28 protein-coding genes are annotated in these 26323 nt (G+C 70.3%); 15 read left to right on the forward strand and 13 right to left on the reverse strand.

What is annotated here, in order from left to right:
• Positions 1–2 precede the first annotated feature (2 nt).
• The 10 genes from murJ to ACWC0C_RS07260 all read left to right on the forward strand — a co-directional run bounded on the left by murJ (position 3) and on the right by ACWC0C_RS07260 (position 11075).
• Complete coding sequence (gene murJ, locus ACWC0C_RS07215) at positions 3–1739, forward strand: murein biosynthesis integral membrane protein MurJ (RefSeq protein ID WP_450862711.1); 1737 nt, start codon at positions 3–5, stop codon at positions 1737–1739.
• Positions 1729–2511, forward strand: a complete 783-nt coding sequence (locus ACWC0C_RS07220) for a polysaccharide deacetylase family protein (protein WP_450862302.1) — start codon at positions 1729–1731, stop codon at positions 2509–2511. The genes murJ and ACWC0C_RS07220 overlap by 11 nt, the downstream gene beginning before the upstream one ends.
• The gene (locus ACWC0C_RS07225) at positions 2508–3656 is read left to right on the forward strand and encodes a glycosyltransferase (protein WP_450862304.1); all 1149 of its coding nucleotides are present in this window, start codon (positions 2508–2510) and stop codon (positions 3654–3656) included. Before ACWC0C_RS07220 ends, ACWC0C_RS07225 begins: the two co-directional genes overlap by 4 nt.
• Entirely contained in the window at positions 3653–4336 is a 684-nt protein-coding gene (locus ACWC0C_RS07230) for a lipopolysaccharide biosynthesis protein (protein WP_450862306.1), read from the forward strand. Before ACWC0C_RS07225 ends, ACWC0C_RS07230 begins: the two co-directional genes overlap by 4 nt.
• Positions 4333–5472, forward strand: coding sequence for a GNAT family N-acetyltransferase (locus ACWC0C_RS07235; RefSeq protein ID WP_450862308.1), 1140 nt, complete (start codon positions 4333–4335; stop codon positions 5470–5472). Before ACWC0C_RS07230 ends, ACWC0C_RS07235 begins: the two co-directional genes overlap by 4 nt.
• 290 nt (positions 5473–5762) lie before the next feature.
• Positions 5763–7220, forward strand: a complete 1458-nt coding sequence (locus ACWC0C_RS07240) for a UDP-glucose dehydrogenase family protein (protein WP_450862310.1) — start codon at positions 5763–5765, stop codon at positions 7218–7220.
• Positions 7213–8154, forward strand: a complete 942-nt coding sequence (locus ACWC0C_RS07245; protein ID WP_450862312.1) for an NAD-dependent epimerase/dehydratase family protein — start codon at positions 7213–7215, stop codon at positions 8152–8154. Before ACWC0C_RS07240 ends, ACWC0C_RS07245 begins: the two co-directional genes overlap by 8 nt.
• A 7-nt stretch (positions 8155–8161) precedes the next feature.
• Positions 8162–9202: a polysaccharide pyruvyl transferase family protein gene (locus tag ACWC0C_RS07250; RefSeq protein ID WP_450862314.1), complete on the forward strand. Its 1041-nt coding sequence runs from the start codon at positions 8162–8164 to the stop codon at positions 9200–9202.
• 198 nt (positions 9203–9400) lie between these two features.
• Positions 9401–9982: a sugar transferase gene (locus ACWC0C_RS07255; protein WP_450862315.1), complete on the forward strand. Its 582-nt coding sequence runs from the start codon at positions 9401–9403 to the stop codon at positions 9980–9982.
• Positions 9972–11075 carry a glycosyltransferase family 4 protein gene (locus ACWC0C_RS07260; RefSeq protein WP_450862317.1) on the forward strand — a complete coding sequence of 368 codons (1104 nt, stop codon included), beginning with the start codon at positions 9972–9974 and terminating at the stop codon, positions 11073–11075. Before ACWC0C_RS07255 ends, ACWC0C_RS07260 begins: the two co-directional genes overlap by 11 nt.
• Positions 11076–11154: 79 nt before the next feature.
• On the opposite strand, the gene ACWC0C_RS07265 is transcribed toward ACWC0C_RS07260, so the two are convergent.
• A complete protein-coding gene (locus tag ACWC0C_RS07265) occupies positions 11155–12264 on the reverse strand; it encodes a glycoside hydrolase family 26 protein (protein ID WP_450862319.1) in 1110 nt (369 codons plus the stop codon).
• Between the two features lie 247 nt (positions 12265–12511).
• Between ACWC0C_RS07265 and galE the strand changes: the two genes are divergently transcribed.
• Positions 12512–13477, forward strand: a complete 966-nt coding sequence (gene galE / locus ACWC0C_RS07270; protein ID WP_450862321.1) for a UDP-glucose 4-epimerase GalE — start codon at positions 12512–12514, stop codon at positions 13475–13477.
• 93 nt (positions 13478–13570) lie between these two features.
• On the opposite strand, the gene ACWC0C_RS07275 is transcribed toward galE, so the two are convergent.
• A complete protein-coding gene (locus ACWC0C_RS07275) occupies positions 13571–13855 on the reverse strand; it encodes a hypothetical protein (RefSeq protein ID WP_449195226.1) in 285 nt (94 codons plus the stop codon).
• A gap of 78 nt (positions 13856–13933) precedes the next feature.
• The gene (locus ACWC0C_RS07280; RefSeq protein WP_450862323.1) at positions 13934–14707 is read right to left on the reverse strand and encodes a hypothetical protein; all 774 of its coding nucleotides are present in this window, start codon (positions 14705–14707) and stop codon (positions 13934–13936) included.
• A 505-nt stretch (positions 14708–15212) separates the two neighbouring features.
• On the opposite strand from ACWC0C_RS07280, the gene ACWC0C_RS07285 reads away from it, so the two are divergent.
• From ACWC0C_RS07285 to ACWC0C_RS07295, 3 genes are all read left to right on the forward strand, one after another.
• Complete coding sequence (locus tag ACWC0C_RS07285; protein WP_449195228.1) at positions 15213–15683, forward strand: hypothetical protein; 471 nt, start codon at positions 15213–15215, stop codon at positions 15681–15683.
• A gap of 211 nt (positions 15684–15894) precedes the next feature.
• The gene (locus ACWC0C_RS07290) at positions 15895–16188 is read left to right on the forward strand and encodes a hypothetical protein (protein WP_449195229.1); all 294 of its coding nucleotides are present in this window, start codon (positions 15895–15897) and stop codon (positions 16186–16188) included.
• Between the two features lie 245 nt (positions 16189–16433).
• Positions 16434–16730, forward strand: coding sequence for a hypothetical protein (locus tag ACWC0C_RS07295; protein ID WP_450862325.1), 297 nt, complete (start codon positions 16434–16436; stop codon positions 16728–16730).
• A gap of 66 nt (positions 16731–16796) precedes the next feature.
• Here the strand turns inward: ACWC0C_RS07295 and ACWC0C_RS07300 are convergent, their stop codons facing one another.
• The 10 genes from ACWC0C_RS07300 to ACWC0C_RS07345 all read right to left on the reverse strand — a co-directional run bounded on the left by ACWC0C_RS07300 (position 16797) and on the right by ACWC0C_RS07345 (position 24035).
• Positions 16797–17153, reverse strand: coding sequence for a hypothetical protein (locus ACWC0C_RS07300; protein ID WP_449195231.1), 357 nt, complete (start codon positions 17151–17153; stop codon positions 16797–16799).
• Between the two features lie 266 nt (positions 17154–17419).
• Positions 17420–17650, reverse strand: coding sequence for a hypothetical protein (locus ACWC0C_RS07305; protein WP_449195232.1), 231 nt, complete (start codon positions 17648–17650; stop codon positions 17420–17422).
• A gap of 148 nt (positions 17651–17798) precedes the next feature.
• The gene (locus ACWC0C_RS07310; RefSeq protein ID WP_449195233.1) at positions 17799–18137 is read right to left on the reverse strand and encodes a hypothetical protein; all 339 of its coding nucleotides are present in this window, start codon (positions 18135–18137) and stop codon (positions 17799–17801) included.
• Between the two features lie 173 nt (positions 18138–18310).
• Positions 18311–18559, reverse strand: coding sequence for a hypothetical protein (locus ACWC0C_RS07315; protein ID WP_449195234.1), 249 nt, complete (start codon positions 18557–18559; stop codon positions 18311–18313).
• 248 nt (positions 18560–18807) lie between these two features.
• Positions 18808–20220, reverse strand: coding sequence for a condensation domain-containing protein (locus ACWC0C_RS07320; protein WP_449195235.1), 1413 nt, complete (start codon positions 20218–20220; stop codon positions 18808–18810).
• 282 nt (positions 20221–20502) lie between these two features.
• Positions 20503–21369, reverse strand: a complete 867-nt coding sequence (locus tag ACWC0C_RS07325) for a tyrosinase family protein (protein WP_449195236.1) — start codon at positions 21367–21369, stop codon at positions 20503–20505.
• Complete coding sequence (locus tag ACWC0C_RS07330) at positions 21353–21850, reverse strand: tyrosinase family oxidase copper chaperone (RefSeq protein WP_449195237.1); 498 nt, start codon at positions 21848–21850, stop codon at positions 21353–21355. The genes ACWC0C_RS07325 and ACWC0C_RS07330 overlap by 17 nt, the downstream gene beginning before the upstream one ends.
• Before the next feature lie 135 nt (positions 21851–21985).
• A complete protein-coding gene (locus ACWC0C_RS07335) occupies positions 21986–22585 on the reverse strand; it encodes a vitamin K epoxide reductase family protein (RefSeq protein ID WP_450862331.1) in 600 nt (199 codons plus the stop codon).
• Positions 22585–22773, reverse strand: a complete 189-nt coding sequence (locus tag ACWC0C_RS07340) for a hypothetical protein (protein WP_450862332.1) — start codon at positions 22771–22773, stop codon at positions 22585–22587. Before ACWC0C_RS07340 ends, ACWC0C_RS07335 begins: the two co-directional genes overlap by 1 nt.
• 719 nt (positions 22774–23492) lie before the next feature.
• A complete protein-coding gene (locus ACWC0C_RS07345; protein ID WP_450862334.1) occupies positions 23493–24035 on the reverse strand; it encodes a hypothetical protein in 543 nt (180 codons plus the stop codon).
• 206 nt (positions 24036–24241) lie between these two features.
• Here ACWC0C_RS07345 and ACWC0C_RS07350 point away from each other — a divergent pair, with 206 nt between their 5' ends.
• Positions 24242–26161: an AMP-dependent synthetase/ligase gene (locus ACWC0C_RS07350; protein ID WP_450862336.1), complete on the forward strand. Its 1920-nt coding sequence runs from the start codon at positions 24242–24244 to the stop codon at positions 26159–26161.
• Positions 26162–26323: the final 162 nt, after the last annotated feature.

The following is a 26323-nucleotide window of genomic DNA, read 5'->3' on the forward strand; positions in this document are numbered from 1 at the left end:
GGATGACGCACGGCGCCGCCGGCGGCACGGAGGTCACTCCGATCGGGCCGGATGACGCGGCGCCGGCCGGTCCCGTAGTGACAGACCTGTCCGATGACCGGCAGGGCCTACCGGCAAGGAGCCGGGCCACCGCTCGTGCGGTGGATACGGCTCCCACGTCGGCCCCTTCGGGCCGCTTCCTCGCCAAGGCGACCCTGATCACCACCGTGCTGACGCTGGCCGGGGCGCTGCTCGGACTCGTCAGGGACCAGTCCCTGGCCCACTTCTTCGGAGCGAGCGGCGAGACAGACGCCATGCTGGTGGCCTGGACCCTTCCCGAGCTGGCCGGGGCACTGCTGATCGAGGACGGGATGGTGATCGTGCTCGTGCCCGCGTTCAGTGTGGCGCTGACCCGGCGGGCGCACGGCGTCGTCTCTCCCGACCCGGTACGGGCGTTCATCTCCGCATCGCTGCCACGGCTGGGGCTCGCCCTCGCCGCCCTGGCCGCGGTGTTCATCACCGGGGCGCCGCTGCTGGTCTCCGTCCTCGCTCCCGGCCTGCCCGATCCGTCCCTCGCCGTGGACTGCACCCGCCTGACCGCGACCTGCGTGCTGACCTTCGGACTGGCCGGGTACTGCGGCGCGGCGCTGCGGGCGCACCGCTCGTACCTCGCTCCCGCGACGATCTCCCTGGCCTCCAACACCGCGATCATCGTCACGATGCTCGCCCTCGGCGGGTACCTCGGTGTGCGCTCGGCCGCGCTCGGCGTCGCGTTCGGGGGGTGCCTCATGGCGACGGTGCAGGCCGTGGCCCTGTGGCGCAGAATGGCCGACGGCCCCCGGCCCGCCTCGTCCGCGAACGCCGGGAACGAGAGCGGGCCGCTGTCGTTCGCCCTGTTGGCAACGGTTCTGATCTTCGCGCTGTTCCGGCACTCGCAGATCCTCGTCGAGCGCTACTTCGGATCGGCGCTTTTCGCCGGCTCCATCTCGCACCTCAACTACGCCCAGAAGGTCGGCCAGTACCCCATGGTGCTGGCTCTGATGCTGGCCATCGTGACCTACCCCGTGGTGGCACAGGCCATCGCCCAGGGCGACCTGCGGCGGGCCCGGGAGCGCATCGAGCGGGACCTGGTCCTGGTGGCCTGCATCGCGCTCCTGGGCGCCGCCGCAATCATGTCCTGCGCGCCGCAGATCGTCGAACTCTTCTACCAGCGGGGCGCGTTCACGGCCGAGGACACCGCGGCGACCGCCTCCATCCTGCGGGTGTACGTGCTCGGGCTGCTCGGCCACACGATGGTGGGCGCCCTGGTACGGACGTACTTCTCTGCGGGGCGCGGCACGTGGTACCCGGTGGGGGCGATGGCCGTGGGCATGGTCACCACCGCCGGCATCGACGCATGGACCATGCAGACCTGGGGGGCACGCGGTATCGCCGCGGGCAACGCGGCCGGAATCACCCTCACCGCACTCATCCTGCTGTACGGGCTGGGTGCGCACAGCGTGCCCGTGCGTGTCCGCCGGCTCGCCGTCGAACTGGCCAAGCCCGTGGTCGCGGCGGTATGCGCCGCCGGAGCCGGGTTCTTGTGCGCACAACGGTTCACCTCGCCCCTGGCCTCCGTCGGCGCGGGCAGCGTGGGCGTGACCGCCGTCTTCCTGCTGCTGGTCTGGGTCCTTGACGCGGCAGAGGTACGGTCGCTGATGTCCGCCGTCTCACGCACCGTACGACGCTCCCTCACAAGGGAGTCCCGCCGTGGCCGTTGACGCACCGGTGCCCAGCCGTACGACCGCGCCTGCCGCACCGAGACGTGCCCATCGCGGCCCGGCTGCCTGGGTGGCCATGTACCACTCCGTCTCGGACTGCCCGCGGGACCCGTACGACATCACCGTCTCCCCCGATCGCCTCGACCGCCAGATCGCCTGGCTGTGCGGCCGTGGGCTGCGCGGGGTGAGCGTGCGAGAACTGCTCGCGGCCCGCGCGCAGGGCAGGGAACGCGGCCTGGTCGGACTCACCTTCGACGACGGGTACGCCGACTTCGTCGTCTCCGCGCTGCCCGTCCTACGCCGCTGGGGGTGCAGCGCGACCGTGTTCGTGCTCGCCGGACGGCTCGGCGGCGAGAACGACTGGGACCCGGACGGCCCGCGCAAGCGGCTGCTCGACGTGGAGGAGATCCGCCGTGCCGCGAGCGCCGGTATCGAGATCGCCTCGCACGGCCTCGTCCACAGAGACCTCGTTCTCGCCCCGGACGACGTGGTGCACGCCGAGGTCCACGACAGCCGCGCCATCCTCGCCGGGATCACCGGTGGTGGCATCGAGGGTTTCTGCTACCCGTACGGCACGGTCGACGAGCGCGTCCGGGATGCCGTGCGGAGCGCCGGCTACCGGTACGCCTGCGCCATCGCCCCCGGCCCCGACATCGCCGGGGATCTCGCGCTGCCCCGAATCCACATCGGGCGGTCCGACACCGCGGTGCATCTGGAACTGAAACGTCGGCTCGCCCGTGCCTGGGGCCGAACTCTGGAGGAGACCTCATGAGAGTGCTACACATCATCACCGGCCTCAAGGCCGGCGGCGGCGAGCAGCAGCTGCGCCAGCTCCTGCGCCACCTGCCCGCACACGTGGAGTGCGACGTGGTCACCCTGACCAACCCGGGCCTGGTGGCCGACGGGCTGAGGGCCGACGGTGTCCGCGTCTTCCACATCGGCATGGGCGGCAACCGCGACCTGCGCGCCCTTCCACGGCTCGTCAGGCTGATCCGGACCGGCGGCTACGACATCGTGCACACCCATCTGTACCGGGCGTGCCTGTACGGGCGGATCGCCGCGCGTCTCGCGGGGGTGCGGGCCGTGGTGGCCAGCGAGCACTGCCTGACCGACGCGCAGATGGAGGGCCGGCCGCTGACCGCCGGAGTCCGGGCGCTGTATCTGCTCGGCGAGCGCCTCGGCCGTGCCACGATCGCCATCTCTCCGACGGTCTCCGAGAATCTGCAGCGCTGGGGCGTACCCAAGTCACGCATCCGCACGATCCCGATCGGCTTCGACCCGGTCCTGTTCCGCTTCGACGATGTGCGCCGCAAGAAGGCCAGGATGTTCTACGGGCTGCCGGAGGACGCGTTCGTCGTCGGCGGCGTCGGCCGCCTGATCCCCGGCAAGCGCTTCGACGTGCTCGTGCGCGCGCTGCCGAAGCTGCCCGCCGACGCACGGCTGCTGCTGGTCGGTGCGGGGCCCGAGAAGGACGCGCTGTGGCGCACCGCCCAGGAGCTGGGTGTCGCGGACCGGGTGGTGCTGACGGGCGAGCGCCCCTATGTGCCGGACCCGGGGGACGACGCGCCCGGCATGCCGGACCTGATGTTCGCGATGGACGTGCTGGCCGGGCCGTCGACGGTGGACACCTACCACATGGCCGTGGTGGAGGCGCTAGCGACCGGGCTTCCCGTGCTGTACACCACCGCCCCGGCCGTCTCGGACGAGCCCCGCGAGGCGGCGCCCCGCGCCTGGCGCGTCATGGGCGGTGCCGAGGAGTTCGCGCAGGAGCTGCTGCGGCTGTACTCGGCGGGTCCCGCCGAGCGGACCGTGCCGGAGGTCGTGCAGCGCAACAGCATCCAGAACATCGCCCAGCAGACGATGGACCTGTACACGGCAGTCCTCTCCGACTCGCCCCTGGAAGTGAGCACCCGATGACGACCGACGCAGCTGCACAGTCCGCACGTCGTTCCCTCCGCTGGCTCGCGCGCGCCGGGCGGCTGTCCGTGCGGCTGTCCGTGCGGTGGCTCCTGCCCGCGGGCGTACTGCTCGGCGCCGCGGCCGGAGGGGTGTACGGCACGGTGCAGACCCCGCAGTACACGGCCACCAGCTATGTCATGGCCGTACCGACCAAACAGCGGTTCGACTCCCAGTCGGCGCAGGGCTTCGCGCAGGCGTACGGCCGCGTCGCCACGCAGCTCGCGGTGCTCGGGGACGCGCAGGTGTGGGCGGGTGTTCCGGTCAGGACGCTGCGCAAGAGCGTACGGTCCGCGACCTCGCCCGATGCGCCGATGGTCTCGATCTCGGCCACCTCCGCGCGCCCCGCCCAGGCCGCCGACATCGCCAACGCCGTGGCCCGCTCGCTGATCGAGCACGCCCACCACGCGGCCCGCGACACCGGTATCAGGCTGGTGAGTTTCTCCTACGCCATGAAGCCCGCCCAACCGTCGTCCGCGTCCCGCGAGCTGACCACGCTCGTGGGCGCGGGCGCGGGAGGCCTGCTGGCCGGCCTGGCGCTGCTGGTCCGGCCGCGGCGCAGCACGGACCACGACGACACGGCCCGCGTGTCGGTGCCGGCTCCGGCCCATGCCGGTGAGGTGCCGGAGAAGGTGGGATGACCGCGTCCGGCGGCCCGGTGTCGGTGGAGGTGTGCACCGACGAGCGCGTGTTCGCCGGGCTGGCCGAGGAGTGGGCGCGCCTGTACCGGGCGTGTCCGGCGGCGACGCCGTTCCAGAGCTACGCCTGGGTGCACTCGTGGTGGCTGTCGTACGGCATGCCGGGCAGGCTGCGGCTCCTGCTGGTGCGCAGACACGGCCGGTTGGTGGCCGCCGCGCCGCTGATGCGCGTGTACCACCCGCTGCCCGCGCTGGTGCCGATCGGCGGCGCCATCACCGACTTCTGCGACGTGCTCCTCGACGAGCAGGCGGCCGCGCAGGGCGCCCTCGCGCTGGCGGACGCCCTGTACGACGAGGCCCGGTCCTCGCTGATCGACTTCCGCGAGGTGCGGCCCGGCGCCGCGGTGGAGCGGGTCTACCTCAGCTGGCGCGGCCCGCGCCGCCGGCTGCGCGACTCCGAGTGCCTGGAGCTGCCCGCCGCTCCCATGGACGATCTGCTCGGGCGGCTGCCGAAGACGCGTTCCCAGCGGATCCGCAACAAGCTGAACAAGCTCACCCGGCTCGGCGTCGAGTCACGTGTAGTGGGCCCCGAAGAGACCGCGTCGTCGGTGCGGCGCATGCTGGAGCTGCATCGACTGCAATGGCAGGACAGAAGAGTGACACCGGAGCACCTGCGGACGCGCTTCCTCGACCACCTCCTTCGGTCGACCGTCCCCATGGCCCGCTCCGGTGAGGCGCTGGTACGGGAGTACCGGCTGGAGGGCGAGGTCATGGCGGTCGATCTGACGCTGCTCTCACGCCAGTTGGCGGGCGTCTACCTGTACGGCGTCCATCCTCGGTTGCGGGAGCGCAAGGCAGACGTGGCGACGATGGTGGTGCGCGCGTCGGCCGAGCACCTCGCGACCGGCGAGCACCGGGTGCTGAGCCTGTTGCGCGGCAACGAGCCGTACAAGTACCGCTGGCAGCCCGAGTCCGTCGTCAACCAGCGTCTCCTGCTGGCCCGTCGCCGTACCGCGCCGCTGCTGGCGGCCGCCGCCGGCGAGGCCGCCGCACGCGGCCGGGCCAGGGAGATCCTGCGCAGTCGGACACGGAAGAGCAGCGCCGACAACGAGAACCACCGGGGCGCCGACGGGACCTGATTAATAGTCGGATAAACGCACCAACCCGAGCGTTCTCGGAAGCGAGAACGGTACGGAGGACACCCATCTGCAGCAATTGATTTCGGCATTTCATGACGGGCCGTCCGGGCGTTGGCCGGGCGGCCCTTTGGCTGACAATATGCACCGACGCCGCGTCAACCCCCTTGAGGGCCTCCACTTCCGTGTATATATGAATTCGGCCGCCCGCCTGAATTTCCTGACCGAGATAGCGGCGGCCATCTCAGTGCCGGTCATCCCAGCAGAGATCAGGAAATGGAGCTTCCCTACAGATGTCCGCTGACACCTCACGCCCACGACTCTCCTTCATCGGCACAGGATATCTCGGCACCACCTACGCCGCATGTTTCGCCGACCTCGGTTACGACGTGATCGGCTACGACAACGACATCGCGAAGGCGGCGCGACTCGCCTCCGGCGCGCTACCGTTCCATGAACCGGAACTGGACGGACTGCTACGCCGCAATCTCACGGCCGGCCGCCTCTCCTTCACTTCCGACATCCACGAGACGGCCAATTTCGCCGACATCCACTTCATCTGCGTCGGCACACCCCAACGAGCCGATGGCCTCGGAGCCGACCTCGGCCACGTCGAGACCGCGGTGACCACGCTCGCCCGCCACCTGCGCCGGGACGCGCTCATCGTCGGGAAGTCGACGGTCCCCGTGGGCACCGCGGAACACGTCGAGCGGCTGGCCCGGGAACACGCTCCCGCGGGTCTCCCGGTCGACGTGACCTGGAGCCCCGAGTTCCTCCAGGAGGGACGTGCCGTCGAGGACGTCCTGCGCCCCAGCCGGATCGTGTTCGGCGTACGCGACGAGAGCGTCCTGGCACGGCTGCACGCCGCCCACGAGGGGCTGTACCGGCTCGCCGAGCAGGAGGGGCGTGAACTCCCGCTGCTCGTCACGGACTTCGCCACCGCAGAGCTGGTGAAGGTCGCGGCCAACTCCTTCCTCGCCACCAAGATCTCCTTCATCAACGCCATGGCCGAGGTGTGCGAGTCGGTGGGCGCCGACGTCACCGAACTCGCCGAGGCCCTGGGACACGACCCGCGCATCGGTCCGGCCTTCCTGCGCGCCGGTGTGGGGTTCGGCGGCGGCTGCCTGGGCAAGGACATCAGGGCCTTCCAGGAGCGGGCGAGGGAACTCGGTGCCGACGGCGCACCGCGCCTGCTGCACGAGGTCGACATGATCAACCAGCGCTGCCGGGCCAGGACCGTCGAGCTCGCCGCCGCCATGCTCGGCGACCTCCCCGGGGACCCGGACCACGATCTGACCGGCCGCACGGTCGGCGTACTCGGCGCGACGTTCAAGCCGGACTCCGACGACGTCCGCGACTCGCCCGCCCTTGCCGTGGCCTCGGCACTCCGCACGGCCGGTGCCCAGGTGCGCGTCTACGACCCCATGGGCACGGACAACGCCAGGCGCACGGAACCCCTGCTCGACTACGCCGAGGACCTGGAGGCCGCCGTGACCGGGGCCGATCTGGTCTGCGTGCTCACGGAGTGGGCCGAGTTCCGGGACGCGGACCCCGCCGTCCTGGGCAAGGTCGTCTCCGCTCCCCGGGTGCTCGACGGGCGGAACTGCCTCGACCCCACCGCCTGGCGGCAGGCCGGCTGGACCTACCGGGCCCTCGGTCGCGGCCACGCACACCGAAACCGCACCGGCACGGTCCACGCACCCGCCGGCGAGCCCCGTCTGGAGTCCCGCGAGGAGCTGGCTCATGTCTGACCATCGCGACGGGCTCACCCTCGTCACCGGGGGCGCGGGCTTCATCGGCAGCCATCTGATCCGCAAGCTCCTCACCAGGGCGCCGGGCACCCGCATCGTCTCCGTCGACAACTACTTCACCGGCAGCCGCGGCAATCACGTCCGGGACGAGCGGGTCCGGTACCTGGAAGGCAGCACCGCCGACATCGCCAAGATCTGGGCCGAGCACGGCCTGGGCCGCATCACCACGGTCCACCACCTCGGCGAGTACTCCCGCATCCCCCAGTCCTTCGACGAACCCGACCGGGTGTGGGAGTTCAACCTTCTCGGCACCAAGGAAATCGTCTCGCTGTGCCTGGAGCACGGGGCCCGCCTGGTCTACGCCGCCTCCAGCTCCAAGTTCGGCAACGACGGCCGCGACGAACACCTCAACCCGTATGCCTGGACCAAGGCGAAGAACGTCGAGTACCTGCGCAACAACGGCGACTGGTTCGGGCTCGACTACGTCATCACGTACTTCTACAACGTCTACGGCCCGGGCCAGATCTCGACCGGCACCTACGCCACCGTGATCGGCATCTTCGAGGAGCAGTACCGCGCCGGACGGCCGCTCACCGTGGTCGAACCGGGCACGCAGAGCAGGGACTTCACGCACGTCGACGACATCGTCGAGGGCATTCTCGTGTGCGCGGCCAAGGGATCCGGTGACGGATACCTGCTGGGCCGGGGCGAGGAGCACCGCGTGATCGACGTGGCCCGGATGTTCGGCGGCCCGATCGAGATGGTGCCCGTCCGCCGGGGCGAACGGCTGCGGGGCCGGGCCGACAACTCCAGGGCCCGGGCACTGGGCTGGGAACCCCGCATCGCCCTCGGCGACTACATCGCGGAGTTCCGCGCAGGCGCAGGCACGGGCACGGGCGCACGCAAGAGCATGAACCAACTCGCCCACGTCTGAGGCCGACATGCGCATCCTGGTCATTCACGCCCGCAGCAACGCTCGTTCGGGCGGCGAACTTCTGGTGGCGGAGAGCGTCGGTCTGCTCCGGCGGCTCGGTGTGCCCGAGGACGCCATCCACGTCGTCGCGGCCGGTCCCCGCTCCGGGTCCGTCCGCCGGCTCATCGCCGGGGCCGATGCCGTCGTGGCGGTCGGGGGCGGCTACCTGCGGGCCCGGACGTGGCGCGAAGGGCTCGTCACCGTGCTGGCGCACGGCCGGCACCTGCGCGCGGCCGCGCACGGCGATGCGACCGTCCTCTACCTCCCGCAGAGCGTGGGCCCGCTGGGCGGCCCGGCCGGCGCGCTGCTTCGGCGTTGGCTGCGCAGGCTGCCGCAGGTGGCCGTGCGCGACGACCGCAGCGTGGACGACGTCCCCCAGGCGATGCGGGTGCCCGACCTGGGTCTGCAGCACCTGGCCCGGCAGGCGCCGTCCGTTCGGCGCGGAGACGGGTCCGTCACGCTCGTGGCACACCGCTTGCCGACGCCAGGGCAGTACGCGTACCGGCTCCGGGCGTTCGCCGAGGACATGCGCGCCTCGGGGATCCGTCTGCGGACGTCACTGCCGAGTGGCACCGACGCCACAGGTGACGAGCACGGGTTCGCGTCCCGGATCGGACTGGAGGAACCCTCTCGTACGCTCGACGCGCGTCTCGCGTCCGCGGCCGGACCGTCCCTTGTGGTCTCCACCGTGCTGCGCGACTGCGTGCACGCCCTCTCGGCCGGTGTGCCCACGATCCACCTCAGCGACGAACCCGCCGGCCCTGCGGCATTCAGTGACCTCGGGCTGACCGAGTTCGTCCATCCTGCCCGGTCGTTCTCCCCCGAGGTGCTGGCCATCCAGTGCCGCCGCATCCTGCGCGGGCCGGACGGTTACTGGGACCGCTTGTCCGCCGCGCTTCCCCTGCTCGCCGAGCGCGCGACCGCCTACGAGGAGCACGTCGCCCAGGCGCTGGGACCCGCCCTCCGAGGGCAGCGGCGTCAACTGGCAACCGGGCGTCCATGGGCGTGACCGCGGTATGTCGCAGTCCGTCTGCGGTGCCTGTCCCTCTTAGCGTTCATATATCCATCTTTTTTCTTCCATTATGGGAGGAGTAGGATTTTGGTAGGAGTAGCCCCTTTGCTGAGTGGGGCGGAGAGCCCAGCGGCGCCCCCGCGGGCGCCACTCGTCACACCCCGTCCGTGCTGCGCCGACTCCCGCGCCAAGCGCATGCTCGACATCGTGCTCTCCACAGTTCTGCTGATCGCCTTACTGCCCCTCATGATGGCCATCGGCCTCGCCGTGGCGATGAGCAGTGCGGGACCCGTGGTCTTCCGGCAGACCCGGGTCGGGCTGGGCGAACGACCGTTCACCATGCTGAAGTTCCGCACCATGCGCCACGACTCGTCCGTGGGCCTGGCGGAACTCCTGGCCGCCCAGAACATCGAACCGTCGATCTGCGCGAAACCGCGCCACGATCCCCGGATCACCGCGGTGGGCCGCTTCATCCGCAAGACCTCGCTGGACGAGCTTCCCCAGCTCGTCAATGTGCTGCGCGGGCACATGTCACTGGTGGGGCCGCGCCCCAACATCCCGGAGGAAGTCGCCCTGTTGAGTCCTCAGCAGCGCAGGCGTCTGTCCGCCAAGCCCGGGATGACCGGCCTGTGGCAGGTGTCGGGCCGCTCGGCCCTCACCGTGGACGAGGCCGTGCGGCTCGACCTGCAGTACCTGGACCAGTGGCGCCTGCGGCTGGACCTGCTGATCCTGCTGCGCACGCTGCCCGCCGTCCTCAGGACACACCATGCACGCTGACCAGACAGGAACGACGCAGAAGAGCGCCCGGCCGGCCGTGCTGCACGTCGTGGAGGCATGGGGCGGCGGGGTGCAGGCGATCGTCCTCGACTACGTACGGGCGGTTCCGGAGATACGGCACCTGCTGCTGATGGCCGATGGCGACCCCTTTCGCGTCGCCTCCGAGGCGGAAGCCGTCTTCGACGGAGTCTGGCGGATGCCGCGCGGTCACCTCGCACGCATCCGCGAGGTGGGGCGGCTGTTCCGGCAGCTGCATCCGGACGTGGTGCACGCCCACTCCTCGATGGCCGGGGGGTACGTACGCCTCGCCGCCCGGGTGCCGACGGAACGCATCGTCTACACCGCGCACGGCTACGCGATGGAGCGGACCGATCTCTCCTGGCCCGCCGCGGCGGCGGTGCGGGCTGCCGAGCGCATCCTGTCCTGGCGCACGGGAACGGCGGCGGGGTCCAGCCCCCGGGAGAACGAGCTCGCCCGGTCGCTGCGCAAGCGGCAACGGACCGCCTACGTGCCGAACGTGGTGCGCCCCCGAGAAGCCACCGGCATCCCGCCGCGGCCGCGATCCCGCTCCACCGCGGATGCCACCGACAACTGCCTGCCGCCACGCACCGTCGCCGCGGTCGGCAGGCTGTGCACGCAGAAGGATCCGGGGTTCTTCGCCGAAGCCGCGGTCGAGGGCAGACGACTGATGCCCTCGAGCAACTGGTTCTGGCTCGGCGGCGGGGACCCCCGCCACCAGGAACGGCTGGAGGAGGCCGGCGTGACGGTCACCGGCTGGCTGGAGCGCCCCACCCTTCAACGGCTTCTCGCGCAGGCGGATGTGTACGCGCACTCCGCGCTCTGGGAGGGGGCCCCGATGACGCTCCTGGAGGCAGTGGGGCTGGGACGGCCGGTGGTGGCGCGGCGCATCCCGGCGCTCGAGTCCCTGGGCCTGGCCGGCCTCGTCGACACACCGGCGGAACTGGCGACCGCGGCCGTCGCCCGGCTGACGAACGCTCCCGGCAAGGGCGCCGAGGAGAGGATGGCCGAGCTGTTCGTCGAGCACAGTCCGGAGCGACAGCGAACGATGTTGCGGTACGTGTACGGCCATTGACACCTGGGGCCGGGCAGGCGCCCAGGGCCCATGCCCAGCGTTCGGGGCCTGTGCCACCTGGTGGCACAGGCCCCGTCGTTCATCCGGTGGGTGCGGGGCCGGCACCGGGGGACGGTGTCGGAGCGGAAGCCGGCGCGGACGCCGTGGACCCGGACCACGAGACGACGGGCGAGCCCCGCCTCGGGTGGACCTGCCCGGCCAGCCACACCCGGACCAAGGCGGAGGAATAGGGGTTCTCGGTGCACTGCCACAGACCGTACGGGCACTTGTCGAAGAAGGCGGCGTAGAGCGGCTTGTGCCGATCCATCCAGGAAAGCATCCCCAGCGTGTATGCCGCGTTGTCACCGTTGCTGAACAGACCCCACTCGGGGTACGAGATCGGCTTTCCATGGGCGTGCGCGAAATCGACCTGGTGCTGCAGCCCGTACGGCTCGGAGATCGCCTCGTCGAACGTCTCGCCGTTCGGCTGGTCGTAGGAGTCCATACCGAGGATGTCCACGACGTCGTCACCCGGATAGCACTCCGTCCACGGAATGTTGTCCATGCCCCGGTTCGGAGCGAAGTCGAATCGGAACCTCTGCCCCGGCACCGAACGCATCACGCTCACGATCCGCCGCCAGTACGCCTTCCAGCTCACCGGATCAGGAGCGCAGCGATGGGTGTACGTGATGCCGTTCATCTCCCAGCCCAGTACGAGAATCGTGTCCGGCACCCCCAGGTCGACCAGCCGGTTCGCCAGGGCCCGGAAGTGCTCGTCGAAGTCGCCCGCCGCGCCACGCCGCAAGAGCGTTCTGACCTCCGCGTCGGAGAGGTTCTCCTCGTTGCGCTCCTGCATCGGCACATTGAGCACGAAGAGCCGGTTTTCCTCGGCCCGGCGCCACTCGGCCCACTTGTCCAGGTACCCAGGGGGCCCCTCGATGTTGCTCCACCGGTCCCCCGGCAGATACGTGTGCGCGACCCGCAGTTCGTAACCGTTCAGCCACTTGCTGAGGTCGCTCATCCGCTGCACCGCGATGTCGCCCTGCCAGTAGACGTAGGCGCCGTACGCGGGAGGGTCCTGGGCGGTCGCCCTGGGCGAGGGCTGTGCCCCCGCAGGCGGTGCCGAGGTCGCCACCACGACCGCTGCGGCCACTCCGGCGGTGCCGAACATCAGCCGCCTGACCGCAACCCGGGGTCGCTCAAGGGCCATACTCACTCCTCACTGCCACACCATTAGCTTCTGATATTTCGTCATATATGCCCAATTTCAGACTGTTTCCTCAGAAGCGCGCTCTCCACTAACCCGCGAGAGCGCGGACCGCACCCCGGCAGGCCGAGCCGAATGCCTTGAAGGTGCGGCATGGCATGCCCGGTATGCGCACGTTTGCATGCAAAGCTCACTCCGACTGAATGCACTGTCCGACGGCGAGTCGTCGACGTCGAGAGGGAGCGAGTTCATGAGCGGGAAGTACCTGGTCACCGGTGGCGCAGGTTACGTGGGCGGCGTCGTCGCGCAGCATCTGCTGGAGGCCGGTCACGAGGTCACGGTGCTGGACAACCTCTCGACCGGCTTCCGCGAGAGCATCCCGGCCGGCGCCGTCTTCATCGAGGGCGACATCAAGGACGCCGCCAAGTGGCTCGACCCGTCGTACGACGTGGTGTTGCACTTCGCCGCGTCCGCGCTGGTCGGCGAGTCGGTCGTCAACCCCGGGAAGTACTGGGACAACAACGTCGCCGGCACGATGGCGCTGCTGGCGGCGATGCGCTCGGCGGGCGTGCGCAGGCTCGTCTTCTCCTCCACCGCGGCCACCTACGGCGAGCCGGAGCAGGTCCCGATCGTGGAGACCGCGCCGACCAGGCCGACCAACCCCTACGGCGCCTCGAAGCTCGCCGTCGACCACATGATCACCGGCGAGGCGGCCGCCCACGGCCTGGGCGCGGTCTCCCTGCGCTACTTCAACGTGGCCGGTGCCTACGGCGCTCAGGGCGAGCGCCACGACCCCGAGTCGCACCTCATCCCGCTGGCCCTCCAGGTCGCCCAGGGCAAGCGGGACGCCGTCTCCATCCACGGCGACGACTACCCGACCCCCGACGGCACCTGTATCCGCGACTACATCCACGTCGCCGACCTCGCCGAGGCCCATCTGCTGGCCCTGACGGCCGCCCGGCCCGGCGAGCACCTGATCTGCAACCTCGGCAACGGCAACGGCTTCTCCGTGCGCCAGGTCATCGAGACCGTCCGCGAGGTCACCGGCCACCCGGTCCCCGAGGTCGTCGCGCCCCGCCGGGGCGGCGACCCGGCGGTGCTGGTGGCCTCCGCCGAGGCCGCCCGCGACACCCTCGGCTGGCGCCCGTCCCGCCCGGACCTCGCGGGAATCGTCGCGGATGCCTGGAAGTTCGCCCAGAACACCGTGCGTTGGTAGGAACGCCGCCCGGCCGCACAGAAGAACGCAGGACCCTCCCCCGATGGTCGCGGGGAGGGTCCTGCGCTGTCGACGGCCGTACGGCGCGGCCGGTCAGAGCGCCCGGCTGTTGCACCCCATGTCCGAACCGAGGTGGCTCTCCTGCGCCCCCGGGTTCCCTTCGCCGTTCAGGATGTTGCCGGCCAGGCCGTTGACGGCGCCGACGCTGCCGAGCACATCGATGTTCATGTCGTGCGAGCGGCACTCGATGCCCTGCGTGATGTCGAGGCCGCCGTCGTGGCCCGGCTCGCCGTGCGCGAAGGCGGTGTTGATGCCGAGAGTGCTGACACTGCCGAGGACGGCGGCGCCCACGAGAACGGCCTTCTGGAACTTGCGCATTACTTCTCCGTTGGTCTGGCGGATGCGATCTGCAGCAGATCGGGTTGGGGGTGGACTGCGGAAAGCGCGGCGAGGCGATCAGCCGATTCGGGGCAGGCCCAGTGAGCCGACGGGAGGCGCCGCGACCTGCCCGAGGCCGAGCCCGGGCGCCTGCGGTGCGTCCGGTGCGAGCAGCGGGTTGACGAGCGGGTTCACCTGGGGGTTCACCTGCGGGTTGACCTGCGGGGCGACACGCGGCGGACCGTCTGCGGCGCCGAACGTCTGGGGCATGGCGACCTGCGGGGCGACACGCGGCATGACCTCCGGCGCCGACTGCGGGCTGACCTGCGGCACGACCTGCGCCGCGGGCGGCTGGGGGGCGGCGGCCTGCGGCGGGCCGTACGAGGGGTTGGCCTGGGCGAAGCCTCCCGACGAGGCCGTGGCGGTGGCGCTGGCGGCGTGCTCCTGCGGCGGCGCCGCCGGAGGGGCGGCCTGCATCATCGGCGGCGAGTACGGCTGCGGAGGCGCGACCTGCGCGGTGCCCAGCGAGCGGGACGTCGCCTCGGCCTGCGGCCCCATCGGCTGCGGGGGTGCGTACTGCGGAGGCGCGTATTGGGGAACCGCGTACTGGGGCGGCGCATACTGCGGAGGCGCGTACTGCGGGGGTGCGTACTGCGGGTACTGGGGCGGCGCGTACTGCGGGGGTGCGTACTGGGGCGCCGCGTACTGCGGTGCGGGGTACTCGGGAGCCGACGCTGGAGCGGCACCGCTGTACCCCGCGGGATAGTCGGCGGCCTGGCTGACGCCGGCGCCGATGGCGGACAGACCGCCGGCCGCTGCTGCGACGAGCGCGGCCTTGTGTAGCTTGCGCATGGAACCCTCGGCCCTTCAAATACCTGAACAGGGAAATCCGTTGTATTCGGTGCGGTCTCACGTGCGCACAGTGTGATGTTCGCACTGCACTGTCACTGGGGTAACTCCTGGGCGGCACGCGGACTTACGCCGGAGCCGGCAGCGAATTCCCTTTGCCCCTCCGTAGATCCATGATCGCTGCCCTCTCCCAGCTGGCAACGACTTCTCCCCCGCCCCGGTCACGGGACGCGAAACCGCATCACCCGTTTGCCATTGACGACCGCGCGTGCCGGACCAGGATTGCAGAGGTGTCCGGAACGCGGCGCCGAGGCACACGGAGCCTGGGGCAAATGGGTGACCAGGGCCCGCCATCCCGTATCCGTTCCGCCGCTTCCCTCGTTCCCCACTGGGCCAGGGCGATGGTCCGTCGCAGCCGTACAGGGCAGCAGGAAACAGCAACACCGGCACCAACTCATCGGTATTTCCTATTCGTTCGTGCACAGGTCAATGAAGGGCCGAAGGTTTCATGCGCAAGCTTCACAGGGTCGCGCTCGTCGTCGCAGCTGCCGGCGGTCTGTCCGCCGTCGGCACCGGCCCGAGCTCTGCCGTCCCCGTCTACAGCGGTGGTGTTCCACTCCCCGTTTCGCAGCCGGACGCCCAGGCGGCCTCGGCGACTTCCTCCCAGGCCAGCGTGCAGACCTACGGCTCACCGGCCCCGTATGCGGGCCCGCAGCGGGGCGCTGAGGTCACCCCGCAGGTGAACCCGAACCTGAGCCCGCAGATCAACCCGCAGATCTCCCCCCAGGCGAGGCCCGGGTCGGAAGGCGGCCTGACGGGCCAGACCAACCTCTTCCGCCCGTCCCAGGAGTGCAGCCCGCAGTCCCTGCTCAATGCGGCGGTCCCGGTCGCCCTGCTCGCCGCGTCCGACACCCACGGAATCGAGTGCACGCAGGCCAATATGCAGTCGAACGCCCTCGCCCACGCCAGCGCGCACTAGGGCCGTCGGGCCGGAAGCCGACGCCCGGCACGGGCCCTTCGAGGAGCACCCCGAAGGGCCCGGTCGTATGCGATACGGCTTTCGGGTGCTTTTGCGAGGAGATCAAGAAACCGGCGCGTCGCTGTCCGCTTTGGGTTATTTCCTATTAATCTCCGTGACTGTAAGAAAGCGATCTGCCACAGATCGTAACCCTTCACTCACCGGAGAAGACATGCACAAGCTTCGCAAGACTGCCGTTCTGGTCGCCGCCCTCGGTAGCATCGCGCTCGTCGGCGGCACCGCACACGCCGGCGGCCAGGAAGGCGGCGGCAAGGGCGGCGAGGGCGGCCGCTTCAGCGTCCTGCAGAGCTCCAACTGCAGGTCGCACGACCTGAACCTGGACGTCCTCGGCGAGGTCGGCATCCTCAACGGCCTGCTGGGCAACGCGCTCAACGGCGAGGGCGACCCGGGCGCCCAGGCCACGCACATCGGCTCGACCATGGGCTGCAACAACAGCGCCTTCTAAGCGCACCGTCGCACCGGCGAGCAAAGCAGAAAATAATCCCGGCACCGAGCCCCTGGCCCGGTGCCGGGCCCCTTTTTGTGCGCCGGTGCACATTCAGAGTGACAGCAATTGAGCATTCAGAGTGACAACAATTCCGAATTCGGCGCGTCGCCGGTTGTCCCCGGATATTTCCTATTAGCCTCCATAACCGTACGAAGGCGATCTCTCGTAGATCGCATCCACTTCACTTCCACCGGAGAGAAGACATGCACAAGCTGCGCAAGGCTGCCGTTGTGGTCGCCGCCCTCGGGAGCGTCGGGCTCCTGAGCGCCGGCGCCGCGCACGCCGGCCAGGGCGGCTGGGGCAAGGGTGGCAACAGCTCCCGCTTCAGCGTCCTGCAGAGCACGACCTGCAGGTCCCACGACCTCAACGCCGACGTCCTCGGGGAGGTCGGCATCGCCAACGGCCTCGGCGGCAACCTGCTGAACGGCGAAGGCGCCCCCGGAGCCCAGGAGTCGTCCCTCGGCTCGTCCATGGGCTGCAACAACAGCGTCGGCAAGTAAGCCAGATCCGCAGAAAACGAAAAGCCGGACCGGGAGCGCTCCCGGTCCGGTTTTTCGTGGCGCGCTTCAGAACCCGAAGTGGGCCTTGCTGAACCGCTTCTTGAAGCCCTTGGGCAGCTTCACGTTGTTGGAGCAGTCCACCACCGGTCCGACCTCCACGGATCCGCCGTCCAGCATGTGCTTGTCGGGAAAGATCACGCGCTGCCGATCGGCCGTCAAGCAGTCCTCCGACTGCTTGATGACGTGCTTGCCGTGCACGTTGGTGCGGGTGTCGCTCTTGTGAATGCAGACGACGCCGCCCGAAGCGGTGCTCTTGCAGTCACCCTTGGGTCCTTCCCCGTGCGCGTGTGCGGCGCCTGCGTAGATCAAGGCGAGACTTCCGACGAGCCCCGTGATGGTCGCGACCTTCTGTCGAGTGAACATGTGCTGCGTTCCTTTGCAATGGGGTGCGATGGGATGTGGTGGGGCCTGATGGGGTGCAATGGAGGCCCGGGCGCGTACGCCGTCGAACGGCGTGCGCCCGGGCCTTGGAAAGGTCCGGAATTGACGCAGCCCGGACGCGCACCCTGGGGGGTCTGCCGCGCATCCGGGCTGCCTTCGCATGGGGTATTACTCAGCACATCGGCGAACAAGCCGAGTTGATCCAGGACGGGGAAGTCCAGTTCGCACGATGTGCATATCGTGCTGTATTACTGGCCGTTACCCGAAGTGGACTGCCCGTAGCCCTCCGGCGCGGGGTCCTTGTGCTCCTGCGGATCGCCACTGCTCCAATAGGCCGTGGCGTTGGCCGACGAGTTAGCGGTAGCGGTGATCGTCGGAGGGGTTTCGTCCTGGCCTCCGGCGAAGCTGACACCGGCGCCGAGAGCGGACAGCCCCGCAACCGCTGCCATTACGACCGCAGCGCGCTGAAACTTACGCATGGTTTGACCCTTTCTTACCCGGGCAGGAAGCCCTGGCTTGACTACTTGCCGTGAGCATATACACACGATCCGTAGCAATTTGGGATATTCGCTCCATACGTCGTGTCGGTTCACCACACAGGATCAGCCGGAGGTTGCGCCCCGAAGATCAGAACAGCCCGGGCAATTCCATCCCGCCGTCGGCCTTGTCCGGCGCACCCGACGTCCTGTCGGAGCAGGTCACTTCGGGCCCGATCCGCATCTTCCCGGTCCCGAGGGCGGCCGGGATGGTGAAGGGCTGCGTCGGCAGGCAGTTCTCCTGGTGCGGGATTTGGCCGTCCTGGGGGATCACGCCTTCGATCCGCTGAATGCAGGTGACATTGCCCTGGAGGTCGCGCGTGCAGACACCCGGGCCCGCCGCGGCATGCGCCTGGGCGATACCGGCACAGGTCACGGCGAGGCCGCCGATGAGCCCCGAGAGGGCCGCGATCTTCTTCGTTCTGAGCATGCGTTGCGTTTCCTTTGTGAGGGGCGCCTGGGCACCGCGCGCCGCGAACCGTCCGCGCCGGGCCCTGTCTTCGTCTTCGAGACCCGGGCAATCGGCCCGGGCGTGAAGGGAACCCTTCGGGAAGGGCCCGAAGGGTTCCGCGGAAGGCGTCGCGCTTGATGACGCCGTCGACCTCAGCCAGTGAAAGCGTTGTTGAACTGGCCGCAGGTGGTGTCCAGGGTCTGAGCAAGTCCGAGCACGCCGATGGGGAGACTGTTGTCGGCCACCGTCTGCGGGCTGCACTCCTGGTAGGGGCGGTAGAGGTCGTTCACCTCCAGCCCGCCGCGCCCATGAGCGTAGGCGGTACCGGCGCCGGCACCGATGGCGGACAGACCGCCGGCGGCCGCCACTGCTGCGATCACGACATGCTGAAGCTTGCGCATGGAACCCTCGGTTCTTCATTGCTTGACGTCGAGGCTGATTGCCTACGGTGACGGAGCGAACACTACCAGTAGCAATACGCCGTATTCCACTTTGGCGGATATCCGTGTCTAAAAGGGGACATGGGCGCACAGGCTTTGCCGGGCGATGACAACTGGCGCCCCTGCGTTGGGGATTGGCGGCGGGTTCGCTAACGCCGCTTCACGAAAAGGGAGTTGTCCGTGGAACGGACTCTCGATGGCCCCCGGTATTACGAAAATGTCGGTTCCGCGGCCCGATTACGATGATGTGCCGGCACGGACACGACCAGGTCCCGCAACCCCTCGATGTACCGCCGCATGTTCTTGTACGCGACGTCGGTGTCCGGGTAGCGGCAGGCGAGCCACATTCCCTCGTGCAGCCTGCTGACCCAGACGCACACCTGGTCGCCGTAGGAGACCCGGAGCAGCCCGTACGCCTTCTGCTCGGTCCAGCGGGCCGAGCCGGGGATCATGCGGGCGTCCAGGTACGAGACGATCGAGTACAGGTCGGGCGAGGTCGGCCGGAAGTCGGCGCCGAGCAGACGCAGTACCCGGGCCAGCGGAATGCGCGCCAGCGACCGGTTGGCCTGCAACTCGGCGCGCACCGCGGCGAGTGCGCCGTCGAAGTCGGGTGCCGCGGGCACCTCGATCGGCGCCCCGCCGACGTACCAGCCCACGGAGTCCGACCACGCGGATTTCACCCGGGTGTGGAACGGCACCACCGTGCGGTAGACCGGCTGCCCGCCGAGCTGGTGCACGATCAGACTGGTCGCGGCCAGAATGCCCACCATGCTGCCGCCGTAGGGCCGGCAGTACGCCTCGAACGCGGCGGCGGCGTCCGCGTCGACGAGCGGCTCGCGCAGGAGCTTCTGGGTGGGCAGTGCGCCACCGGGCCGCAGGCCGAGATCGACGGGGAAGTCCGGAAGCTTTCCGCCGCACCGGGCGATGAACTCCCGCCAGCGGCCGACGATCGCGTGCGTGCCGTCGATGTCGTCCGCGTTCGCCCGTTCCTGCTCGCAGAAGTCGACGTAACTGCCCGCGGGCGCACCGGCCAGGGAGCCGCCCGTGACGCCCGCCAGGTACAACTCGCGGATCTCGTCCGGGATGCGGTGGAGGGAGTAGGCGTCGACGTTGGTGTGGTCGAACGCCACGTACACGCTGGTGGAATCGTCGCGGACGACCGCCGCGTAGATGAAGTTCGGCCAGCCGAGCGCGTCCGCCGCGACGTCGAACCGGTCCTGCAGATAACGGACCAGCGTGTCCTCGTCGGAGAAGTCACCGACCACCTCGCGGCGCAGGGACACGTCGTCCTCGCCGAGCGTGAACCGGTGCATGTCCTCGCCGGTCCACCTGAAGCCGCTGCGCAGCGTCTCGTGCCGCAGTGTCCAGCCGCGCAACGCCTGTTCCAGCGCGTCGAGATCGGCTCGGCCCGGCAGGTCGAACGCCGTACCGACCCAGGTCGGGACGAACAATCCGTCCTCGCGCACCGAGCGCGCGGTTCTGATGTGCGACTCCTGGATGTACGCCGGCGGCCGCGGGTCCGGTGGCAACGCTGCCGCGGTCGCGACTGTCGCCGGACTGTACGTCCACTCGACGAGGCGTCCGGGCCGGACTTCGCAACGCTGAATGTCAGAAATTCGCACGGGGGCGTCTCCTTCGCAGAAGACTCAGACTTGATCAAGGGGGAGCCGTGCGCGAGCGGCGGTTGCCGTGTCGCCGGCTTTTCAGCGGGACGTGTGATGTCTCGAACGGCGAAGCGATCGACGACAGCGGTGACTTGACGGGCAGGACCGGACAGGACTGGGCAAGATAAGGCAGGACTGGGCAAGACCGGACAGGACCGGTCAGGTTCGGGAGCACGCGGAGAAGAGCGCAGGCGTCTCGGGCGCCGGAGCCCTTCCCGCGTCGCCTCCCGGGAACCGGCCTCACTCGTACCGGTAGATCCCGCTCATGTCCTCCAGCTCGTCCGGTGTCACGTCCCACGGCGGCAGTCGCTCGTGCCGGGCCACGACCCGGTCGTACTGGGCGTCGTCCTCGCCGAGCGGAGAGGCCGGGAGGTAGCGGTGGTTGCGGTGCCGCTGCTGCCAGCGGCTCCACTGCAGGTCGACGAAGGCGTGGTGCAGCCAGAAGACGGGGTCGTTGACCGCGGCGCCGCCGAGCATCGAGCCGCCGATCCACCGGTGCACACGGTTGTGATTGCGCCAGGAGACGGCTCCCCGGCCCCGCCCCCACCCCTCCAGCTTGTTGCGGAAGCCCTTGGCGACCGTCGAGTCCCAGGGCGCCGCGTCGTAGACCGGATCGGCCAGCGCCGACTCCAGATCCCGTGCGGTCGGCAGCTGGATCGGGTCGCGGGCGCGGCCGAGGTCGCGGGTGAGGTCGCGCCGGTCGGTCACGTTCTCGGTGAGCTTCCAGTGGCCCGTCCGGTAGGCGAACGGGCCGGTGGTCACCTGCCGGTCCGAGCGCCGCCCGTTGCCGCCGAGCAGGTCGTCGGTCCAGGGCATGGAGCCGGCCGTGCGGTCGCGGGTCCAGTCCCAGTACGGCACCGTCACCGAGTCGTCCACCCGGCGCAGCGCCCGCTCCAGCTCCAGCACGAGCTTGCGGTGCCAGGGCAGAAAGGAGGGCGCCATGTGGGCGGTGCGCAGCCCGTCCTCACCGTCGGGGGTGTTGTACGTGATGTGCATCCGTACGAACTCGTCGTACTCACCGCGCCGTTTGACCTCCAGCAGGGCGTCCACGAACCGTCGCCGCTCGGTGCGGCTCAGCTTGCCGACGTTCTTACGCGTGTACGCCATGCCCGCCTCCCCCGTGCATCGGTGCCCCGCCCATCGGTCCCGGAGCCAGGTCGTGCAGCTGGTCATCGGGACTCAGCTCGTCGACCGCCCCGCGGGCCGCGGCGAGCGGGGTCGGGTACGAGCGGTAGTGGTCGACCATGCTCAGCCAGCTGCCGTCGGCGCGGCGCATCAGGTGCAGCGGGCGGCCGTCGATCGTGACCTCCCACTGGTGGCCGGCGGCCCGGCGGCCGGTGCGGACCTCGACGCCGCGGATGTGACGGCCGTGGTAGGTCTCGTCGAAGGCCGTGGCCCGCCGGCTGTCGTCCTGCTTGCCCGGAGGCCGCCCGCAGGCCGCGCCCACCGGGACGAGCGCGACGCCGACGGCCGAGGCGAGCAGCCTCCGCGTCACGTCCCGCCGTGTGCTCTCCCCGGGCCGCGCTCCGCCCGCGACCGGTGTGCCGCGCTGCCCGCCTTCCGGCGCTCCGCCGACGTCTGGAACCATCGTTCACTCCTCGTCCGGTCAGGTGTCCGAAGCGGTAACCGCCGGACGGCCCTCCCGGTCACCGCCGTGCGGCCGGACCGGTGACGGGGGCGCCGGCGCCGTCGCCGGAGCGGCGGGCGTCCGGTGCCGGAGCATTCAGCTGGTCCAGAAGTCCCACCAGCGGGTCAGGATCAGCATGCCGACGACTCCGGTGTGCAGCAGCGGCAGCACCCAGGTGAACTCCGCGAAGAACGCCCGCAGCGGGGCCGGGGCGGGCAGGAACCGGTGTCGTACGGCGAACGAGGTGACGTACCAGAACAGCAGGATCGTGGCGACCCACGCCAGACAGCACCACAGGCACAGCGCGTTGATCCGGTACAGCGACTCGAACTGCAGCCAGGATACGAAACCGATCCCGAACAGACAGCCCGCGTCGAAGGTCAGCCAGTACCAGCGGGGGAAGGCGGCGCCGGCCAGGAGGCTCATGCCGACGCAGATCACGATGCCGTAGGCCACCAGACCGAGCATCGGATTGGGGAACCCGAAGGCCGCGGCCTGGGCGCTCTTCATGACGCTGCCGCAGGACACCACGGGGTTCAGGCTGCACCCGGGCGTGAAGTTCGGGTTCTCGAGCAGCTTGAACTTGTCGAGGGTGATGACCCAGGAGGCCAGCAGCCCGGCCGCGCCCGTGAGGACCAGCAGCAGCCCGAACCCACGGCCGGCGCCCACCGCCCGGGGCTCCTGCGCCGCCGCCATCAGACAACCGGACCGAGGGCCGGCGGTGTGGCGCGGACCGCACCCGTCAGGGACCAGCGGGCCTCGGCGACCGCGGCCGACCGCTCCAGCGGGACGCCGCACCGGGTGTCGCGGGAGGGCGTGGCCACGTCCGGCCAGCCCGGCTGGGCGGGGCGGAAGAGGCATGTGTCACCTGGGGTTGAGGTCACCGCGCGACCCTATCGGCACCCCGCGGGACGCCTCGGTCCCCCGCTCACCCGACCGGTGCAGCGCGGCCGACGCTCCACACGATCGGGCGACACCCGGACGAGCGTACGGCGCCACCACCGGGACACCCGGCCGTCCAACGCCCCGCCGAACGACCCCGCCCCGGCCGGCACCGCGTGGATGTCCAGCGCCGCGGCCGACGGCCCCGACCCGGCCAACACCGCACGGATGTCCAGCGCCGCGGCCGACGGCCCCGACCCAGCCGACACCGCATGCATGCCCGGCGACATCGCCAACGGCTCCCGGCCCGGCCGGTACCGCACGGCTGTGCAGCGCCCCGCCGCACGGCCCCCGACCCCAGCACCCGCGTGGAGGGCCAACGCCGGGCCCGACGGCCCCGACCCAGCCGACGCCGCATGCAAGCCCAACGACATGCCCTGCGGCCCCCGGCCCGGCCGGAAACGCACCGGAGTGGGGAGCGGGTCGGCTGGGTCAGGATCAGGGTCTTTGTTCAGGGTCAGGCACTTCGGGGTCGGGTCGACTCCGCTTGACGAGGCCTTCCGGCCCAGCCAGCCCCAGCGACCGACCCTCCCAGCCCAGCCGACCCCGGTGACGGACCATCCCGGACCAGCCAACCCCCATGACCGACCCCTCCCGGCCCAGCCAGCCCCCGTGACGGAGGCTTTCGGCCGGGCCGGTTCGTGGGGGTCGGGAGGGGGCGCTAGAGGCCCAGCAGGGAGGCGAGGAGGCCCAGTAGGCCGGACAGGACTCCGTGGGACGCGCCGGTCACCTGGTCGCCGTCGCCGGAGGTGGTGGCCTTCTGCAGGGTGTCCAGCGCCTTGTTGAGCGTGGCTTGCGCGTCGCTCACGCGGTCGGCCCGCGCCTTGGCGTCGTCGGTGTTGCCGAGCGGGGCCAGCGGGGCCGAGGCCGCCGCGCCCGTGGAGGTGGGCGCCGAGGTGGCCGCCTTGGCGACGGCGTCCTTGGCGGCCTGGACGAGCTTGGTCGCCTGGTCGGCGGAGAGCTGGCCCTTGTCTGCCTTGAGCACGGTGTTGAGCAGGTTGCTCACCGGGTCGAGCAGGGTCCCGAAGCGGCCGAGGGCGTTGACGCGCGCGAGGAGCTTGTCCGCATCGGGAACGGGCGCCTGGGCCACGGTATGGGTCTGCGGGGTGGAGTCGGCCGCGAAGGCGACGGGGCCGGTGATGCCGGTCAGGAGAACGGCGCAGAGTGCGGTGGACGCGACGCGCCGGACGGGTGGAACCCCCATGGACGTTCCTTTCGCTGATGAACGGGATCTTGTGCCCACCGTGAAATCGCCCACCGCCGCCCGCAACCGATCGAGTGCGTTCCGGTGAACCGCCCGTCCATTCGGGGCATGACCTCCGCACACCCGACCCATTGACCATTCGCTACGCACGAGTAAGTTGACTCTTCGGTAAGTCCGCGTCAGCCGAGCCGCGACCGGGAGCCGCCATGGGCGTACGCAGGGATCTGAAACGGGCTCAGCAGCGCACCGACTTGGCGGCGCGTGCGCACATCGAGCTGACCAGGGACGAGACCGGCACGGTGCGCGAGGTCCGTACCGCCGCGCTGGCACCCCGCGGCGCCGGTGGCTGCATCGCCGACATCCCGTTCGCCAACGCGCGGGAGGCACCCGGCGCCGTGGTCCTGCGCCGCCGGGAGAACGGCACCTGGCGCCCGGTGACCGCCGCGGCCTTCGCCCGCGAGGTCGCCGCCGTGGCCAAGGGGCTGATCGCGACGGGGCTCGAACCCGGCGGCCGGGTCGCCGTGATGTCCCGCACCCGCTACGAGTGGGCGGTCCTGGACTTCGCGATCTGGGCCGCCGGCGGGCAGTCCGTCCCGGTCTACGCCACCTCGTCCGCCGAGCAGGTGGAGTGGATCGTCCGCGACTCCGGCGCCCGCCTCGTCGTCACCGAGACCGCGGAGAACGCCGGGACGGTCGCCGCCGCCACGGCTCCCCATCCGCAACCCCCGCGTGTCCTCACCATCGACGCGGACGCGCTCGCCGAACTCGTGGCCCTCGGCCGGGACATCCCCGACGAGGAGGTCGGCAAGCGCCGTTCGGCCCTCACGCCCGATGCGGTGGCCACGATCTGCTACACCTCCGGCACCACCGGACCGCCCAAGGGCTGCGTGCTCACCCACGCCAACCTCCACGCCGAGGCGGCCAACACGGTCGAGTTGCTCCACCCGATCTTCAAGGAGGTCACCGGCCAGGTCGCCTCGACGCTTCTCTTCCTGCCGCTCGCGCACATCCTGGGCCGCACCCTGCAGATCGCCTGTCTGCTGGCCCGGATCGAGCTGGGCCACTGCCCGAGCGTCAAGCCGGACGAACTGCGCCCGATGCTCAAGGAGTTCCGGCCCACCTTCCTGGTCGGCGTGCCGTACCTCTTCGAGAAGATCCACGACACCGGGCGCGCCACCGCCGAGCGGATCGGCCGGGGGGCGTCCTTCGACCGGGCGGACCGCATCGGAGTGCGCTTCGCGCAGGCGTACCTGAACAAGTTCCTCGGCACCGGCAAGGGGCCGGGGCTCGGCCTGTACGCCGCCTGGGCGCTGTACGACCTGCTGGTCTACCGGCGTATCCGCAAGGAGCTCGGCGGCCGGATGCGGTACGCCATCAGCGGCGGCTCCCCGCTCGACCGCAACCTCAACCTCTTCTTCTACGCGGCCGGCGTCATCGTCTACGAGGGCTACGGCCTGACGGAGACGAGCGCCGCCGCCACCATCGTCCCGCCGCTGACGCCGCGTCCGGGCACGGTCGGCCTTCCGGTCCCCGGCACCGCGGTCCGCATCGCCGACGACGGGGAGGTCCTCATCCAGGGCGGGGTGGTCTTCGGGTCGTACTGGAACAACCCGGCGGCCACGGACGCCGCCCTCACCGACGGCTGGTTCGCCACCGGTGACCTCGGCTCCCTCGACGGCGACGGGTACCTCACCATCACCGGCCGCAAGAAGGACATCCTCGTCACCTCCGGCGGCAAGAACGTTTCCCCAGCTGTTCTGGAGGACCGCCTGCGCAGCCGCCCGCCGGTCGGTCAGTGTCTCGTCGTCGGCGACCGGCGCCCCTTCGTCGCCGCCCTCATCACGCTCGACCCCGAGGCGGTAGCGCACTGGCTCGCGGTCCGCAAACTGCCCGCGGACACGCCGATGTCGGAAGTCGTCCGGGACCCGCGGATGCGCGCCGACGTACAGGGGGCCGTCGATTACGCCAACGAGGCCGTCTCACGTGCCGAGTCGATCCGCGCCTTCGCACTGGTCGAGGGCGAATTCAGCGAGGAGAACGGACTGCTGACGCCGTCCCTGAAGGTCAGGCGGCAGGCGGTGACGACCGCGTACGCGGAACAGATCGGGGCACTGTACGACGGATGAGCCTTTCGGGCAGCACAGCCGCGCCAATCGGGTGAATTAACCCGCATTACACCCTTTCTGGTTTCTTCGGGTGTCCATATCTCGTTCACAGTCTGCAGGTCGTGGCACGCGTGAAGCCCCTTTGTCGGGCCCCGTGGCCGGCTTCCGATTCCCCCTGAGAGG

Source organism: Streptomyces sp. NPDC001709 (assembly GCF_053596375.1).

What these genes read in the sequence shown, in the direction of transcription:
- ACWC0C_RS07255 (WP_450862315.1), top strand. Translation starts at nt 9,401, where the DNA reads ATGCTCGACATCGTGCTCTCCACAGTTCTGCTGATCGCCTTACTGCCC.
- murJ (WP_450862711.1), top strand. Translation starts at nt 3, where the DNA reads ATGACGCACGGCGCCGCCGGCGGCACGGAGGTCACTCCGATCGGGCCG.
- ACWC0C_RS07265 (WP_450862319.1), bottom strand. Translation starts at nt 12,264, where the DNA reads ATGGCCCTTGAGCGACCCCGGGTTGCGGTCAGGCGGCTGATGTTCGGC.
- ACWC0C_RS07240 (WP_450862310.1), top strand. Translation starts at nt 5,763, where the DNA reads ATGTCCGCTGACACCTCACGCCCACGACTCTCCTTCATCGGCACAGGA.
- galE (WP_450862321.1), top strand. Translation starts at nt 12,512, where the DNA reads ATGAGCGGGAAGTACCTGGTCACCGGTGGCGCAGGTTACGTGGGCGGC.
- ACWC0C_RS07345 (WP_450862334.1), bottom strand. Translation starts at nt 24,035, where the DNA reads ATGGGGGTTCCACCCGTCCGGCGCGTCGCGTCCACCGCACTCTGCGCC.
- ACWC0C_RS07325 (WP_449195236.1), bottom strand. Translation starts at nt 21,369, where the DNA reads ATGGCGTACACGCGTAAGAACGTCGGCAAGCTGAGCCGCACCGAGCGG.
- ACWC0C_RS07225 (WP_450862304.1), top strand. Translation starts at nt 2,508, where the DNA reads ATGAGAGTGCTACACATCATCACCGGCCTCAAGGCCGGCGGCGGCGAG.
- ACWC0C_RS07250 (WP_450862314.1), top strand. Translation starts at nt 8,162, where the DNA reads ATGCGCATCCTGGTCATTCACGCCCGCAGCAACGCTCGTTCGGGCGGC.
- ACWC0C_RS07310 (WP_449195233.1), bottom strand. Translation starts at nt 18,137, where the DNA reads ATGCTCAGAACGAAGAAGATCGCGGCCCTCTCGGGGCTCATCGGCGGC.
- ACWC0C_RS07295 (WP_450862325.1), top strand. Translation starts at nt 16,434, where the DNA reads ATGCACAAGCTGCGCAAGGCTGCCGTTGTGGTCGCCGCCCTCGGGAGC.
- ACWC0C_RS07280 (WP_450862323.1), bottom strand. Translation starts at nt 14,707, where the DNA reads ATGCGCAAGCTACACAAGGCCGCGCTCGTCGCAGCAGCGGCCGGCGGT.
- ACWC0C_RS07335 (WP_450862331.1), bottom strand. Translation starts at nt 22,585, where the DNA reads ATGGCGGCGGCGCAGGAGCCCCGGGCGGTGGGCGCCGGCCGTGGGTTC.
- ACWC0C_RS07330 (WP_449195237.1), bottom strand. Translation starts at nt 21,850, where the DNA reads ATGGTTCCAGACGTCGGCGGAGCGCCGGAAGGCGGGCAGCGCGGCACA.
- ACWC0C_RS07245 (WP_450862312.1), top strand. Translation starts at nt 7,213, where the DNA reads ATGTCTGACCATCGCGACGGGCTCACCCTCGTCACCGGGGGCGCGGGC.
- ACWC0C_RS07315 (WP_449195234.1), bottom strand. Translation starts at nt 18,559, where the DNA reads ATGCGCAAGCTTCAGCATGTCGTGATCGCAGCAGTGGCGGCCGCCGGC.
- ACWC0C_RS07300 (WP_449195231.1), bottom strand. Translation starts at nt 17,153, where the DNA reads ATGTTCACTCGACAGAAGGTCGCGACCATCACGGGGCTCGTCGGAAGT.
- ACWC0C_RS07290 (WP_449195229.1), top strand. Translation starts at nt 15,895, where the DNA reads ATGCACAAGCTTCGCAAGACTGCCGTTCTGGTCGCCGCCCTCGGTAGC.
- ACWC0C_RS07275 (WP_449195226.1), bottom strand. Translation starts at nt 13,855, where the DNA reads ATGCGCAAGTTCCAGAAGGCCGTTCTCGTGGGCGCCGCCGTCCTCGGC.
- ACWC0C_RS07305 (WP_449195232.1), bottom strand. Translation starts at nt 17,650, where the DNA reads ATGCGTAAGTTTCAGCGCGCTGCGGTCGTAATGGCAGCGGTTGCGGGG.
- ACWC0C_RS07350 (WP_450862336.1), top strand. Translation starts at nt 24,242, where the DNA reads ATGGGCGTACGCAGGGATCTGAAACGGGCTCAGCAGCGCACCGACTTG.
- ACWC0C_RS07230 (WP_450862306.1), top strand. Translation starts at nt 3,653, where the DNA reads ATGACGACCGACGCAGCTGCACAGTCCGCACGTCGTTCCCTCCGCTGG.
- ACWC0C_RS07235 (WP_450862308.1), top strand. Translation starts at nt 4,333, where the DNA reads ATGACCGCGTCCGGCGGCCCGGTGTCGGTGGAGGTGTGCACCGACGAG.
- ACWC0C_RS07285 (WP_449195228.1), top strand. Translation starts at nt 15,213, where the DNA reads ATGCGCAAGCTTCACAGGGTCGCGCTCGTCGTCGCAGCTGCCGGCGGT.
- ACWC0C_RS07260 (WP_450862317.1), top strand. Translation starts at nt 9,972, where the DNA reads ATGCACGCTGACCAGACAGGAACGACGCAGAAGAGCGCCCGGCCGGCC.